13 protein-coding genes are annotated in these 14,162 nt (G+C 70.7%); 8 read left to right on the top strand and 5 right to left on the bottom strand.

The features are described 5' to 3' along the window. The first annotated feature begins 17 nt into the window (after window positions 1-17). The 5 genes from ABZ857_RS36720 to purL all read left to right on the top strand — a co-directional run bounded on the left by ABZ857_RS36720 (window position 18) and on the right by purL (window position 5,952). Window positions 18-1,619: a PucR family transcriptional regulator gene (locus ABZ857_RS36720; protein ID WP_357052957.1), complete on the top strand. Its 1,602-nt coding sequence runs from the start codon at window positions 18-20 to the stop codon at window positions 1,617-1,619. Window positions 1,620-1,938: 319 nt separating this feature from the next. Further along, on the top strand, window positions 1,939-2,184 hold the full coding sequence (purS, locus tag ABZ857_RS36725; RefSeq protein ID WP_036324087.1) for a phosphoribosylformylglycinamidine synthase subunit PurS: 246 nt from the start codon (window positions 1,939-1,941) through the stop codon (window positions 2,182-2,184). 174 nt (window positions 2,185-2,358) lie between these two features. Then, on the top strand, window positions 2,359-2,808 hold the full coding sequence (locus ABZ857_RS36730) for an ATP-binding protein (protein ID WP_357052960.1): 450 nt from the start codon (window positions 2,359-2,361) through the stop codon (window positions 2,806-2,808). 173 nt (window positions 2,809-2,981) lie between these two features. After that, entirely contained in the window at window positions 2,982-3,665 is a 684-nt protein-coding gene (gene purQ / locus ABZ857_RS36735; protein ID WP_357052963.1) for a phosphoribosylformylglycinamidine synthase subunit PurQ, read from the top strand. A 31-nt stretch (window positions 3,666-3,696) separates the two neighbouring features. Then, complete coding sequence (gene purL, locus ABZ857_RS36740) at window positions 3,697-5,952, top strand: phosphoribosylformylglycinamidine synthase subunit PurL (protein ID WP_357052966.1); 2,256 nt, start codon at window positions 3,697-3,699, stop codon at window positions 5,950-5,952. A gap of 86 nt (window positions 5,953-6,038) precedes the next feature. On the opposite strand, the gene ABZ857_RS36745 is transcribed toward purL, so the two are convergent. Continuing rightward, entirely contained in the window at window positions 6,039-8,147 is a 2,109-nt protein-coding gene (locus tag ABZ857_RS36745) for a M6 family metalloprotease domain-containing protein (RefSeq protein WP_357052969.1), read from the bottom strand. A gap of 105 nt (window positions 8,148-8,252) precedes the next feature. Here ABZ857_RS36745 and ABZ857_RS36750 point away from each other — a divergent pair, with 105 nt between their 5' ends. Both ABZ857_RS36750 and ABZ857_RS36755 read left to right on the top strand, forming a co-directional pair. Beyond that, complete coding sequence (locus ABZ857_RS36750) at window positions 8,253-9,425, top strand: helix-turn-helix domain-containing protein (protein WP_357052971.1); 1,173 nt, start codon at window positions 8,253-8,255, stop codon at window positions 9,423-9,425. Between the two features lie 33 nt (window positions 9,426-9,458). Then, window positions 9,459-9,641, top strand: coding sequence for a hypothetical protein (locus ABZ857_RS36755; RefSeq protein ID WP_357052974.1), 183 nt, complete (start codon window positions 9,459-9,461; stop codon window positions 9,639-9,641). Here the strand turns inward: ABZ857_RS36755 and ABZ857_RS36760 are convergent. The 3 genes from ABZ857_RS36760 to ABZ857_RS36770 all read right to left on the bottom strand — a co-directional run bounded on the left by ABZ857_RS36760 (window position 9,624) and on the right by ABZ857_RS36770 (window position 11,841). Beyond that, window positions 9,624-9,878, bottom strand: a complete 255-nt coding sequence (locus tag ABZ857_RS36760; protein WP_357052977.1) for a hypothetical protein — start codon at window positions 9,876-9,878, stop codon at window positions 9,624-9,626. The two genes, ABZ857_RS36755 and ABZ857_RS36760, sit on opposite strands and share 18 nt — an antisense overlap. Window positions 9,879-10,025: 147 nt before the next feature. After that, the gene (locus ABZ857_RS36765; RefSeq protein ID WP_357052980.1) at window positions 10,026-10,682 is read right to left on the bottom strand and encodes a class I SAM-dependent methyltransferase; all 657 of its coding nucleotides are present in this window, start codon (window positions 10,680-10,682) and stop codon (window positions 10,026-10,028) included. Window positions 10,683-10,899: 217 nt separating this feature from the next. Beyond that, the gene (locus ABZ857_RS36770) at window positions 10,900-11,841 is read right to left on the bottom strand and encodes a hypothetical protein (protein WP_357052983.1); all 942 of its coding nucleotides are present in this window, start codon (window positions 11,839-11,841) and stop codon (window positions 10,900-10,902) included. 256 nt (window positions 11,842-12,097) lie between these two features. Here ABZ857_RS36770 and ABZ857_RS36775 point away from each other — a divergent pair, with 256 nt between their 5' ends. Then, window positions 12,098-13,549, top strand: coding sequence for an MFS transporter (locus ABZ857_RS36775; protein ID WP_357052985.1), 1,452 nt, complete (start codon window positions 12,098-12,100; stop codon window positions 13,547-13,549). On the opposite strand, the gene ABZ857_RS36780 is transcribed toward ABZ857_RS36775, so the two are convergent. Next, window positions 13,456-14,151 carry a TetR/AcrR family transcriptional regulator C-terminal domain-containing protein gene (locus ABZ857_RS36780; RefSeq protein ID WP_357052988.1) on the bottom strand — a complete coding sequence of 232 codons (696 nt, stop codon included), beginning with the start codon at window positions 14,149-14,151 and terminating at the stop codon, window positions 13,456-13,458. The genes ABZ857_RS36775 and ABZ857_RS36780 overlap by 94 nt on opposite strands. Window positions 14,152-14,162: the final 11 nt, after the last annotated feature.

A 14,162-nucleotide genomic window follows, 5' to 3' on the forward strand; every position in this document is an offset into this window, starting at 1 on the left:
AGCGCACAGGAGAGGTCATGCCGCTCACCGTCGCCGACGTGCTGGCGATGCCGATGCTGGAGATCACCCTGCTCGCGGGCCGCGACGGGCTGGGCAACCACGTCAGGTGGGCACACGCGACCGAGCTGGCCGATCCCGTGCCCTGGCTGCGCGGCGGCGAGCTGGTCATGACGGTCGGGCTCGGGCTCCCCGCGTCCGCGCGAGGCCGCGCCGAGTACGTCGAACGGCTGAGCCGGGCGGGCTGCGCCGCCCTGGCCTTCGCCCTGGACGAGCACCTGACCGAGATACCTCCCGAGATCGTCGAGGCCGCGGCCCGCCTCGGGCTGCCCCTGCTGGAGATCACCGGCAGGACGCCGTTCATCGCCGTGGCGGAGGCGGTGGCGCGATGGCACGCCGACGAGCGGGTCCGCGGCGAGCGGCGGGCGGCGGCGGCGCAGGAGGCGATGGCCCGCGCCGCGCTGCGGCACGGCTCGCTCGGCATCCTCCGCGCGCTCGCCGAGCACACCGACTGCGAGACGCTCCTGCTCGATCCGCGGGGACGGCCCCGCGTGTCCCACCCCGAGGGAGCCCGGCCGTGGCACGCGGAGGCGGCGGAGGCGGTCGGCCAGCTCACCGGGCCTCGCGGCTCCATGGTGATCGACAAGGGCGACCGTGTCCTCCAGGTGCAGAGCCTCGGCTTCACCGGGCCGCCCCGCGGCTGGCTCGCCCTGCGCGGCGCGTCCACCGAGTGGCACACCAGGATCCTGGCCAACCAGGCGGCGAGCCTGCTGGCGATCGAACTGGTGGGGCTGCACCGGGCCCGCGCCCGCGCGCACGCCCAGCGCGCCGCCGTGCTGACCGCCGTCCTCGACTCCGCCGCCCTGGGCTGTGCCGTCGACCGTGCCGCGATCGACCGTGCCGCGGGCGCGGGCTCGGCGGCATCGCTGTTCACGGCCGACCGGCTCGCCGAGATCTGCCCGATGCCGCCCCCGCCGTACGAGGTGATCGTGGCCGTGGCCCGTACGGAGGGCGAGGCCCCGGCGCTGGCCGATCCCGCGCTGGACGCGTTGAGCGACGTCATGGGAGACCCGGCCGCCGAGGAGACCGTGTTCGTCTGCCCGCGCGCCGGCGGCCTGCTCCTGGTGGTGCCGCAGACCGATCCCCGGCTCGGTCCCGCCCTGGTCGAACGGCTGGGCGCGCTCACCGGCCTGGACATCTCCGCGGGAGCGTGCGGCGCGCGGGACATCGGCGAGATCGCGTCCGCCGTACGGCACGCGACGGCGCTCGCGGGCGGCTCGGGATACACCCACGTCGACGACCTCGAGCCGTGGGCGCTGCTGCGCGATGCCCTGGACCCCGAGGGCGTGGCCCGCTTCGCCGACGTGGTGCTCAAGCCGCTGCGGGAGCACGACCTGCGGCACGGCGGCGCTCTCGTCTCCTCCGTCCGGACCTTCCTCGACTGCGGCGCGAGCGTCGAGGCCGCGGCGAGACGTCTCGGCGTGCACAGGAACACCATGCGGACCCGGCTGCAGACGGCCGAGCGCGTCTGCGGGCGCGACCTCGGCAAGGCGCGCGACCGCCTGGAGTTGTGGCTCGCCCTGTCCCTGGACGAGTTCGTCCCGCCAGGCCGCAGGAACTGAGCAGGCCGGGAAACCGCGCAAGGCGCGGAACCGCGCCGGGCGGATGGGCGGGTTGCGGCCGAGCGGGTCGTGGCCGGGCCGGGTTATGGCCGAGCGGGTCGTGGCCGGGCCGGGTTGTGGCCGGGCCGGGTTGTGGCCGGGCCGGGTTGTGGCCGAGCGGGTTGTGGCCGGGCCGCCCGGCGCGGCGCCCCGGCCCGTCGGGAACGCGCCGGTGGGGCGGCACTAGGCTTGACCCGAACGGACCCCCGAACGGGCGGACCTTCCCGAACCGGCGGGCCCTTCCCGAACGGGCGGGCCCTATGCGAATTGGAGGAACGTCGTGGCGCGCGTCATCGTCGACGTCATGCTCAAGCCGGAGATCCTCGACCCGCAGGGCCAGGCGATCGCCCGGGCGCTGCCGCGACTCGGCTTCTCCGGGGTCTCCGGGGTGCGGCAGGGCAAGCGGTTCGAGCTGGAGCTGGACGGCCCGGCCGACGAGGCCGCACTTTCGGACGTCCGAAAGATGGCCGAAACCCTGCTCGCCAACACGGTCATCGAGGACTTCTCGATCCGCGTCGAAGGGTGAAGTGGCGCATTTCACACCACTACTCCCTCAGCTTTTCCACCCCTAATCGGGCATCGGTCCGTCTCGAACCCACCTATACGGTGCGTCCTGAATAACAGGGACGTGATTTTGCGGTTAGCCCTGATTCATCGGGGAAGCCTACCTTGGTGACCTTCGACACCGGGGAGGGGTCCGGTGGATATTGAGTTCTCGCTGGCGATGCCACGGGACGCGATCGGCATCCCGATGGTCCGCCGGGTGGTGGGAGACGCGCTCCGGTCTCTCGGGGTGACCGAGCAGTGTGTGTCCGACATACTCCTGGCCACGTCCGAGGCGTGCGCCAACGCGGTGCGGCACGGTGGTCCCGCCAACCGTTACGAGGTCATGGCCACCATAGGCAACGGCCGCTGCGAGTTGCGCGTCGCCGACGAGGGCGAGGGACTGCACATGATCCCTCGCCAGTACCCACCGGCCGAGACCGAGAACGGCCGGGGCATCCTGATCATGCGCGCCGTCGTGGACGATCTCTCGTTCGACATCACGCCCGGGCGCGGCACGACCGTGCGCCTGTCCAAGGAACTCGACTGGGACGAGGACGCCATCGCCCACCACCTCACCCTCGATCGCGACCTCGCCGGGGTTTGAAGGCTCACGCCGGGCTTCGGGGAACCCCGGCGTGACGGGTGATCGGGAGGGGCCTCCGCGAGGGAAGCCGATTTGGCGGCTCCGATACCCTGAGGTGTACCGCCACTGACCGCCGTCCGGCACATGAGACGGTGGCGTCCGGCCTGGCGGGGATCCTTGGAGGGATTACTGTCATGAGCGCTGCCCGGGTGGGCGTCGTCACCTTCCCCGGAACACTCGACGACCAGGACGCCGCGCGAGCCGTACGGCTGGCCGGAGCGGAGGCGGTGCCCCTGTGGCACGCCGATCACGACCTCAAGGGAGTCGACGCCGTCTTCCTGCCCGGCGGGTTCTCCTACGGCGACTATCTTCGCTGCGGGGCGATCTCCCGGTTCTCCCCTCTCATGACCGAGCTGATCCCGGCCGCCCAGGCCGGGCTGCCCGTGCTCGGCACCTGCAACGGATTCCAGATCCTCTGCGAGGCCCATCTGCTGCCGGGCGCGCTGACCCGCAACGAGGGTCTCCACTACATCTGCCGCGACCAGCGCATCCGCGTGGAGAGCACGCGTACGGCGTGGACGGCGGACTTCGCGGACGGCCAGGAGATCGTGCTGCCGATCAAGCACGGCGAGGGCCGTTACGTGGCCGACGCGGACACGCTGGCGGCGCTGGAGGGCGAGGGCCGCGTGGTCTTCCGCTACGCGGGCGGCAACCCGAACGGCTCGCTCAACGACATCGCCGGGATCACCAACGAGGCCGGGAACATCGTCGGCCTCATGCCCCACCCCGAGCACGCGGTCGAGGACCTGACCGGCGCGCCGAGCGTGGACGGCCGCGGTTTCTTCACCTCCATCCTGAAGCGGCTGGTGAACGCATGACCCGGAGCGAACGAGGAGCGGTGAGCGACCGATGAACACCGACAGTGTGAGGCGCGCCCAGGAAACGCCGGACGAGCGCCAGCCGTACGCCGAGCTGGGCATGAAGGACGACGAGTACCAGCGCGTACGCGAGATCCTCGGGCGCCGGCCGACCAGCTCCGAGCTGGCGATCTACTCGGTGATGTGGAGCGAGCACTGCTCCTACAAGTCGTCGAAGGTGCACCTGCGGCAGTTCGGGACCAAGGCGCCCAAGTCGGAGGCCCTGCTCGTCGGCATGGGCGAGAACGCCGGCGTGGTCGACATCGGCGACGGCTGGGCCGCCACCTTCAAGATCGAGTCGCACAACCACCCGTCGTACGTCGAGCCGCACCAGGGCGCCGCGACCGGTGTCGGCGGCATCGTGCGCGACATCATGTCGATGGGCGCCCGGCCGGTCGCGGTGATGGACTCGCTGCGGTTCGGCGGGGCCGACCAGCCCGACACGCGCCGCGTGCTGCCGGGCGTGGTCGAGGGCATCAGCCACTACGGCAACTGCCTCGGCCTGCCCAACATCGGCGGCGAGGTCGTCTTCGACCCCTGCTACATCGGCAACCCGCTGGTCAACGCCCTGTGCGTCGGCCTGCTGCGCAAGGACCAGATCAAGCTCGCCACCGCGCCCGGCCCCGGCAACAAGGTCGTGCTGTTCGGCGCCCGCACCGGCGCGGACGGCATCGGCGGCGCGTCGGTGCTCGCGTCGGCCACCTTCGAGGACGAGTCGCAGGCCAAGCGGCCCGCCGTGCAGGTCGGCGACCCCTTCATGGAGAAGCTGCTCATCGAGTGCTGCCTGGAGCTGTACCAGGCGGACGTGGTCGTCGGCATCCAGGACCTCGGCGCGGCCGGCGTGTCCTGCGCCACGACCGAGCTGGCCGCCAAGGGCACCGGCGGCATGGAGGTGAACCTCAACCTCGTCCCGCTGCGCGATCCCACGCTGCGGCCCGAGGAGATCCTGATGAGCGAGTCGCAGGAGCGCATGATGGCCGTCGTCGCGCCCGACGACATCCCGGCCTTCATGGCGATCTGCGACAAGTGGGACGTCCCGGCGACCGTGATCGGTGAGGTCACCGACAGCGGCAGGCTCGTCATGACGTGGGACGGCGAGGTCATCGTCGACATCCCGCCGGGCACGGCCGCCGACGAGGGCCCGGTCTACGAGCGGCCGTTCCACGAGCCCGCCGGGCAGGCGGCGCTCAACGCCGACGGTCCCGAGCGCCTGCCGAGGCCCGAGGACCTGCGGGAGACCCTGCTCACCCTGCTCGGCTCGCCCAACCTCGGGTCGAAGGAGTGGGTGACCTCGCAGTACGACCGGTACGTCCGGGGCAACACGGTGCTGGCCCAGCCCGCAGACTCCGGCATGCTGCGCATCTCCGAGGCCATGCCGGGCGCGCAGGAGACCACGCGTGGCATCGCGCTCGCCACCGACGGCAACGGCCGCTACGCGAAGCTCGATCCGTACACGGGGGCCCAGCTCGCGCTGGCGGAGGCGTACCGCAACGTGGCGGTGACCGGCGCGAAGCCGCTCGCCGTCACCAACTGCCTCAACTTCGGCTCGCCGGAGGACCCCGAGGTCATGTGGCAGTTCTCCGAGGCCGTACGCGGGCTCGCCGACGCCTGCCGGACCCTGGGCGTGCCGGTGACCGGCGGCAACGTGTCGTTCTACAACCAGACCGGCTCGACCGCGATCAACCCGACGCCGGTGGTCGGCGTGCTCGGCGTGATCGACGACGTGGCGCAGCGGGTCAGGCCCGGCTTCACGGCCCCCGGCCTGCGCGTCCTCCTGCTGGGCGAGACCCGCGAGGAGTTCGGCGGCTCGGAGTGGGCGCACGTCGTCCACGGCCACCTGGGCGGCCTGCCACCGCAGGCGGACCTGGAGGCCGAGCGCGGCCTGGCGGCGGTGCTGACCGAGGCGGCGGCCCGCGGGCTGCTGGAGGGCTCGCACGACCTGTCCGACGGCGGTCTCGCGGTCGCCCTGGCGGAGTCGTGCCTGGCCCAGGGCGTCGGCTGCACGGTGACCCTGCCGGGTGAGGACGCCTTCGTCGAGCTGTTCAGCGAGTCGGCCGGGCGGGCGCTGGTATGCGTGCGGCCCGAGGCGTTCGACGCCGTGGCCGACCTGTGCGCCCGTCACGAGGTCCCCTGCTCCGGGCTCGGCCTCACCGGCGGTTCCGCGCTCACCGTCGAGGGCGTCCTCGACGTCCCGGTCGAGGAGCTCCGCGAGGTCCACGCCTCTGCGCTGCCTCGTATCTTCGGCTGATTCCGATCCAGTGAAAGGGCCCTTCCGGACGGACCGTCCGGAAGGGCCTTCTCATGTCACGCGGCCTGCTCGCCTCTCGCGTGCCGTCAGACGGCGTTGACGTGGCAGGTGGCGGTCATCGTCGTGGACGGGTCGCTCTCGGAGGTGGCCGTGAGCTTCACCGTGGCGTGACGGCTGCCGCCCGCGGACTGCTGGGCGAAGACGGTGACGGTCTCCTTGCCGCCGAAGTCGACGGCCGCGAGGGCGTTGGGCGTGATCGTGGTCCAGCCGTTCCCCTCGACCTCGGCCTTCAGCCGGTAGACGTCACTGTTCAGGTACGCGCTGACGTCCTCGGGGTGCTGCCCCTGGGCGGAGGCGGCCTTGCCGGTGTTGAACAGCGGGAAGCTGCACATCGACACGCCCTTCTGGGCGGCGGGCACGCCGGCGCCCGGCAGCAGCTTCACGCCCCGCTTCTGCGGGCCCGCGCCGTCGAGGGACCTGATCGCCACCGTGTACGACAGGGTCCCCTTGGCGTCGCGCCGCACGTCTGTGACGTAGAAGTGCAGGCGGTTGGCCTGGTCGACGTACTCGTACTCGCTGCCCGAGTCGGTGCCCGCGTGGAAGAGGGCGTCGGCGAGCTGGCGGTAGTCGCCGATCGTGATCGGGACCTTGGTGCCGTCGGGCAGCACGTAGTCGGTCATCTGGATGTCCTGCGGGTTGGCGTCGATCACCCACTCGAACGGCGCCCGGTCCTGGTTCTTGGTCTTCGCCAGGAGCACACCGGAGTCGGGGGTGAAGGAGTCGCTGCCGATCCGGTCGACGACCTCGACGGTGTAGTTGTCGTAGTTGCCGCCGTCGCAGAGCGGGTCGGTCCGCTGGCTGCACGACCCGGTGGACTTGTCGCCGGTGTCGAAGGAGATGTTGACGCCGGTCAGCCCGCCCTTGCCCGGCTGGATCTCGCGTGCGGTCACCTTGGCGACCACCAGGCCGGAGTCGCGGAGGGCCTCACGCGACAGACGCAGGACGTTCTCCTCGTCGACCATGCCCAGCTTGATCTTGTTGCGCAGCATGTGCTGGGCGCCCATCGACGCGCCCGCCGTGGGCGGGATCAGCCAGCGGCTGTGCGGGCCGCCGGGGCCGTTGAAGCTGCCGCGGCTGAGCATCTCCCAGATGCCGGTGTAGGCCCGGACCGGCGGGTTGCCGTACGGGTTGTTGTAGTTGTCCAGGACGCCCAGGATGTGGCTGAACTCGTGGGCGAAGACCCCCTGGCCGGAGCTCTCGGCCTGAACGGAGTCGACGCCGATGTTCGCGTTGGGCCAGAACGTCGAGCCGGCGGCCCAGGACGTCCATTCCACATAGCGGGTCCTGGACCAGTTGGGCAGGTTCGGGTCCGGCGGCCCGAAGTCGTCGGTGACGGCCTCCTTGGTGGGGAACTTCATCATGCCGAACTCCTGCCAGGTCGACGACTCGTCCTGGCCGGCGCTCAGGTAGAAGACGAAGTCGAACTGGGAGGCGACGTCCTTGCCGACGTCGGCGAGCCAGGCGGCGTTGCCGTCGGCGCGCAGGTTCCTGTTGCAGTTGTCCCCCGCCGGGCAGGCGTCACGCTGGTACTCCATTGCGTACTCGTGCGACTTGCCCGGCATGCGGTACGGGCCGAACGCGGTGAGGTCGACGCCGTACCGGCCGCCGGAGTCCTCCATCCAGTACTCGTGCAGGGTGTGGCCCTTGTTGAGCTGGTTGGGGGTGTTGAGGAAGTCCTGGTAGAACTTGGCGACCTTGTCGCGCGGGATGTCGTGGGCCTGGGCGCTGGGGTTGCCGAAGACGGTCGAGTTCTGTGGCTGGGTGACCACGAACGGCTGGTTGGGGTAGTCGACCAGCACCAGCGCGCCCTTGAAGGTGCGCACGGAACCCTTGGTGGCGGGGTTCGCCCAGTCGGTGCCCGGGATCTTCTTGTAGTCCGCCCACGTCATGTGGTCGGGGTTCTTCCAGTTCTGCGGATCGATCGGCGCGACGACCCGGGACGCGCGGCCGTGCAGGGCCTGCGCGTCGTCCGGCTGGTCGCGCTGCCAGGGCTGGATCTGGGGCCAGTGGTCACGACGCCAGGGGAGATCGGGGTCTCCGCCGGGGGCCGCGGAGGCGGGGGCCGCCGTCAGCGCGAGCGGGGCGAGCGCAATGACCGCCGCTATGCCCGGGAACAGCGTTTTTGAGAGTTTCACGAATTATGACGCTAACGAGACTATTAACGCAGATCATCGGTCACTTGTAGGGAAGACCAGCGGACCCTTCTCCTACAGATGTCGAAGCGTCCAGGTGGAGGCCGAGTGCTGGATCTGCAGCGAATCGTGGACGATCTCGCCCTTCGTCTGGAAAGACCTCTGCTGCTCGAGGACGGCCGTCAGCGCGTCGTCGCCTACAGCGAGCAGGACGGGCCGATGGACGACGTCCGCCGCCACTCGATCCTGCGCCGCCACACCACCCCCGACGTGCGCGACTTCCTGCGCGCCGCGGGCATCCACGAGGCGACCAAGCCACTGCGCACCCCCGGCGCCCCCGAGCTGGGGCTGCTGCCCCGGGTCTGCGTCCCCGTACGGCACGACGGCCTGCCGCTCGGCTTCCTCTGGTTCATCGACGCCGCCCCGGCCATGACCGAGCCGGAGATCGCCGTCGCGATGGAGGCCGCGCCCACCCTGGCGCTGTCCCTGTTCCACGAGAGCCTGGCCTCCGAGCTCGCCTCGCGCCGCGAACTGGAGGCCGTCACCGGGCTGCTGCTGCGCGAGCCCGACGCCGACAGGACCCTGATCGAGGCGGGCGCGTTTCCTCATGGTGTGCCCGTGACCGTGGCCGTCGCCAGGCCCGTCCGCGGCGAGGCCGACGAGACCCTGCGGCTGACGCTGGAGCGCGGCCTGCTGGCCCTGCGGCGGCGCCTGGCCAGGCACCATCCCCTGCACCTGGTGCGCTACGACCACGCCGTACTGCTCACCGCGGGCACCCGCGCCTTCCCTGAGGAGATGCACGCGGCCCTCGGGACGCCGATCGTGGTCGGGATCGGCTCGCCACGCCCCTCGCTCTCCCTCGCCGCCGAGTCGTACGAGGAGGCGTTGCACGCCGCCGATGTCGTCGCGAAGGTGCCGGAGTTCGGGCGATCGGCGGAGTGGAACCGCCTCGGCGTCTACCGCATGCTGTCCGGAATGCCGCACGGCAACCTCCATCCGGGGCTGGCACGGCTGCTGGACGAGGCCCAGCACCGGCCGCTGCTGGAGACCCTGGAGATCTACCTGGACCTGGCCGGCAACGCCCAGGCCGTCTCCCGCCGGCTCCGCCTGCACCGTACGTCGCTCTACTACCGGCTCCGCCGCGTCGAGGAACTGGCGGAGACCGACCTCAGGGACGGCGAGGAGCGGCTGAGCCTGCATCTCAGCCTCAAACTCGCCCGCCTCTCCGGCCGCTACCGCCCTTCCCCTCTCCCCGTCGAGGCCGAAAGCCCCGGCCACTGATGCCAGGTAGCGTGCCGAGAAGGAGGAACTGGGGTGAGCGAGTTCGTGAAGTCGTCCGACACCAAGGCCCGCGTCAGGGAGATCGATCCTGACTGGGACTCGCCGGAACGCGCCGCCGCCCGGGAAGCCAGCCGGGAGCAACTACGGGCAGAGCTGCGCGGGGCCCAACTCGCGGAGATGCGCAAGCGCCTCGGTGTGTCACAGCTTCTGCCGTAAACTCAGGGGGTGGCGACTCCTGCGCACAACGAACTGCATCACCTGGTCGACCAGCTCCCGCCCGACCAGGCGCGTCGCCTTCTTCGTCTGGTCGAGACCGATCCCGAGTTGGCCGACTATATGCCCGAGACGCTCAAGCCCCATGGCGAGGAAAGGCCTGTACCGGGCCGGGAATCTCGCCGACGCATTGCATTCGCCGGAATTCTCGACGACGGCCCAGCGGATCTGGCTGAACATGCTGAGGACTATCTTCGCGAGCACTTTACTAGACCAGTGTGACAACCCTGCTTGATACCGGCCCACTCGTGGCCGCCGCTCATCGCGGCGACACGTCATCCGCCCTCGCCATTGCGCCGCGCTGACGTTGCTCCCCTGAGCCTGCGCTCAGATGGTCGCTGGTTTGCGGGCGATGAGGTACGCCTGGGGGGTTCGCTCGAACTCGCGGCGTTCGGTCTTCAGTTGCGCGACCATCGGCAGTCCCACCTCTGCCAGCATCGTCGCCGCACGGTCCGGCGACAGGCGATGGAAGTCGAGCCCGACCTGGCGGCCGAACACCTCCGTCGCGTGGAACGGCTCGTCACCGACCTGGAAGGCGAGCAGCAGATGCCCGCCCGGGGCCAGCACCCGATGGAACTCGGCCAGCACCGCCGGTTGCCGCTCGGGCGGGGTGTGAATGATCGAGTACCAGGCGACGACGCCGCCGAGTGCCTCGTCGGCGATGTCCAGGGCCCCCATCGACCCCTCCTCGAACCGCAGGCCCGGATGGTCGCGCCGGGCCACCGCGATCATTCCCGGCGACAGGTCGACGCCGAAGACGTCCAGGCCGAGCGAGTGCAGGTGCGCCGTGATCCGGCCGGGCCCGCAGCCGACGTCGGCCACCGGGCCGGGGACGCCCGACGCTCGCACGAGTTCGGCGTACGCGGCGAGCATCGCGCGCTCGAACGGCTCGTCGTCCAGTCGGCGCCGGAGGCGATCGGCGTAATCCGCGGCGACGGCGTCGTAGGCCGCCCGGGCGACCCGGATGTAGGAGGGCTCGGTCATGACCCGGCACCCTAGCCCCCGGAACCGACGATTCCACCGGGAACCGCCGGCTCCGGAGCCGGCGGTTCCCGAAGAACCGACGAAGGCCCTTCCGGTAACCCCTCCGGAAGGGCCTTCGCAGTGCCGTACGCCAACGCCTCATCGCATACGGCAAGCATGGGCGGCGGGCTTTGGTGGAGCCCCCACGGACTCCATCGGCCCACGCCAGGAAGCCGGGTTACGCCACCTTCGCGCAGATGGCGTAAACGGTGCCGCTGATCGAGCCGCTACCCTGGTTACCCCCCTGAGCGGCAACCGCCCTCTCGTCCTGCCCGTTGTTCTGCTTCTCCACGTCCACGGCCCATCCGTTACCGCTCGGGTAACTGCCGGTCACCACGTAGTTCTTGACCGAGCTGATCTTGTAACCGCCGCCCGTGACCTTCTCCCCATTGCCGCAGGAGGCGGAGCCGCCGCTCGCCGAGAAGGTCGCAGTCACGGTCCGCGTAGCCAGGGCAACTCCGCCGCTGCCGCCCGAGCCGCCCTGGTTCTTGAGCCACTCGACGAAGTCGGCCTCGTCCTTGGGGGAGCAGGTGCGCTTCTTCCAGATGTCGCAGGCGCTCTTGCCGTCCTCGCCGTCCTTGCCGGGCCTGCCGTTTTCGCCGGGCAGGCCACGAGGACCGGTGTCGCCCTTCGGGCCTTCGGGGCCGCGCGGGCCGTCGTCACCCTTCGGACCCTGCGGACCGGTGGCGCCGTCCTTACCGTCCTTACCGTCCTTACCGTCGTTGCCGTCGGCGCCCTTGGGGCCCTGCGGGCCGGTGTCGCCCTTGTCACCCTTGGGGCCGGTGTCGCCCTTGTCGCCCTTCAGGCCCTGGAGGCCGCGGGCGCCTTGAAGGCCACGCGGGCCCTGCGGACCGGCCGGCCCCTGCTGGCCGAGGGAACCGACCCCCGCCGGGCCCTGCGGACCGGTCTTGTTCCACGACACCTTGGTCTCGGTCGCCTTACACGTCGTCGTGGCGTTGACCAGGCGCATATACCGCGTGCTCTTGTTCACACACGCGTAGAAAACGGCGTCACTCGCCGACGAAGCGGTGGCCGCGCCACCCAGGACCAGGACCGATCCAGCCAGAGCACCAGCCGTCATCAGGCCGATGGTGCGTCCGCCCGGCAACTTGATAGCCACGGGACTTCCCTTTCTGAGGCGCACGAAGCGCCGTGAGCGCAGAAGTTGTACATGTGAGTCACGCGCCGGGAGATATTCCGGTTGGCACGCTACACATCACGTATGTGCATCTCCGCTACCAGTAAGCACCGATGGTCAAAAAGGGTCCCATTCGACGGCGTCGTCGGACGGGCATTCCGGCACCGAGCCGCTCTTTCCCACCCACTGAGTGGTTCCGCCGCAATTCAGACGTACGGCGTACGTCAGAATCGACGGCATGGCCGACACCCCCCGAGAGCCTGGCTCCCCCGAGCATGCGAAGGCCCTCCGGTACGCCTGGAGGGTCTGCTCCGTCACCGGGCTCGGTCTCGTGCTCATCGGGCTCAGCTCCAGCACACTGAACGTCGCCCTCCCCGCGGTCGTACGGCATTTCGACGCCGGGCCCCTGGCGTCGAGCTGGATCCTGCTCGCGCACCTGCTGATCAGCACCGCGACGCTGGTGTTCTTCGGCCGCGTCGCGGACCTGCTCGGCAGGCGGGAGGTCTACCTCGTCGGGTTCGCCCTCTTCACCGGCGCGTCGCTGCTCGCCGGGATCGCGCCGGACGTCGGCGTGCTCATCGCCCTGCGGTCGGTCCAGGGGCTCGCTGCGGCCATGATCCTGGCCAACGGCACGGTGATCGTCACGGCCGCCTTCCCGCCCGACCGGCTCAGCCAGGGGATGGGCGTCTACATGGCCACGTTCTCGGTGGCCCAGCTCGCGGGGCCCACCCTCGGCGGCCTGATCGCGGACACGCTCGGCTGGCGGTGGATCTTCTGGATCAACGTCCCGGCGGGGGTGGTCGCGCTCGTCTGGGGCGCGGCCGTGCTGCGGAAGGTCCCTGCCGGTCCCCGGCAGTCCGTGGACGCGCTGGGCAACCTGATCGTGTTCGCCGCGCTGTCGGCCGTACTGATCGCGATCAGCCAGGGCGAGCCGTTGCCCGGCGTGGCCGCCGCCGCGCTCGTCCCCGCGCTGTTCGCGGTGGAGCGCAGGGCGCGCAACCCGGTGCTTAACCTCACGTTGTTCGGCGGCCGGATGCTGCTGTGCGCCAATCTGGCGTCGTTCGCCAACGCGCTGGCGCGCTCGTCGCTGATCCTGCTCGCCGGACTCTACTTCCAGGCCGCGCGCGGGGCCGACGCGCTGGCCGCCGGCGTGGGCGTGCTGCCGGTCCCCGTGGGCATGACCATCGCCTCTCCCCTGGCGGGCGCGCTTGGCCGCAGGGTGAGCCCGTACGCGCTGTCGGTCGGCGGGTGCGTGCTCACGGCGTCGGGGCTGCTCGTCCTCACGCTCTCGGCCGGCCCGGCCACGCCGTACTGGGTGATCGGGATCGGGCTCTTCGTGTGCGGGTGCGGCAGTGGAGCCTTTCTCACCGGCAACACGACGCAGGTCATGAGCGCGCTGCCGGAGGAGAGCCGCGGAGTGGTGAACGGTTTCCGCATGATGATCATGAACGTCGGCGTCGTGCTCAGTGTCGCGACGACGCTGAGCGTGCTGACCGCCTCGGTAGCGCCGGAGCTGCGCGACCAGGTCTACGCGGGGACGTTGTCACAGGTGTCCCCGGTCGCGCTGCGGCAGCTCATGGCGGGATTCCGCAGCACCTACCTCGTGTTGTCCTGCGTCGCGCTGCTCGGCGTCCTCTTCGCGGCGATGGCCTCGACCCCGGACATCAGGAGATCCAGGCCGAACGCGTAGTAGGCGTCGAGATCGGGCTCCTCCTCCATCGTCTTGGCGTACTCGACGATGCGGGGGAACTCGTCGGCAGGGAGCCGTTCCAGGGCCAGCCGCCTCTGCCGGCGCAACTCGGCCGCCTCGGCGGCGGTGAACGCGCCGGGGCAGCCGGGCTCGTTGTCGACCAGAGCCATCGCGCCGTGCAGCAGGTATGTGGAGACGGCGTAGCCCTCGCTCAGCGTGAAACCCGCCTGGGAGAGCAGGTCGAGCGCGGTGTCGGTCGCGCGGCTGAAGCTCGGAAGCTCCCGCTTCTCGACCATCGCGAACAGCCCCGGCATGTATCGGTGCCGCCGCATCACTCCGATCAGCGCCTCGGCCATCGCCCGCAGCCGCAGGTTCCACGGCGCGGCGGGGTCGAACTCGGGAGTGACCTCGGCGAGCAGGTGGTCGGCGAGGCAGACGAGCAACTGGTCCTTGCTCTTGACGTGCCAGTAGAGGGCCATCGGTGTGACGCCGAGCTCCTGGGCGAGCCGCCGCACCGTGACCGACTCCAGGTTCTCGGCGTCGGCCAGCTCGACGGCCTTCTCGACCAAACTCCGGCGGCTCAGCCGCTCCGCGTTCGCCATGGCCCGCAGCC

This window comes from Microbispora sp. NPDC046933 (genome assembly GCF_040644635.1).
Lineage (GTDB): Bacteria > Actinomycetota > Actinomycetes > Streptosporangiales > Streptosporangiaceae > Microbispora.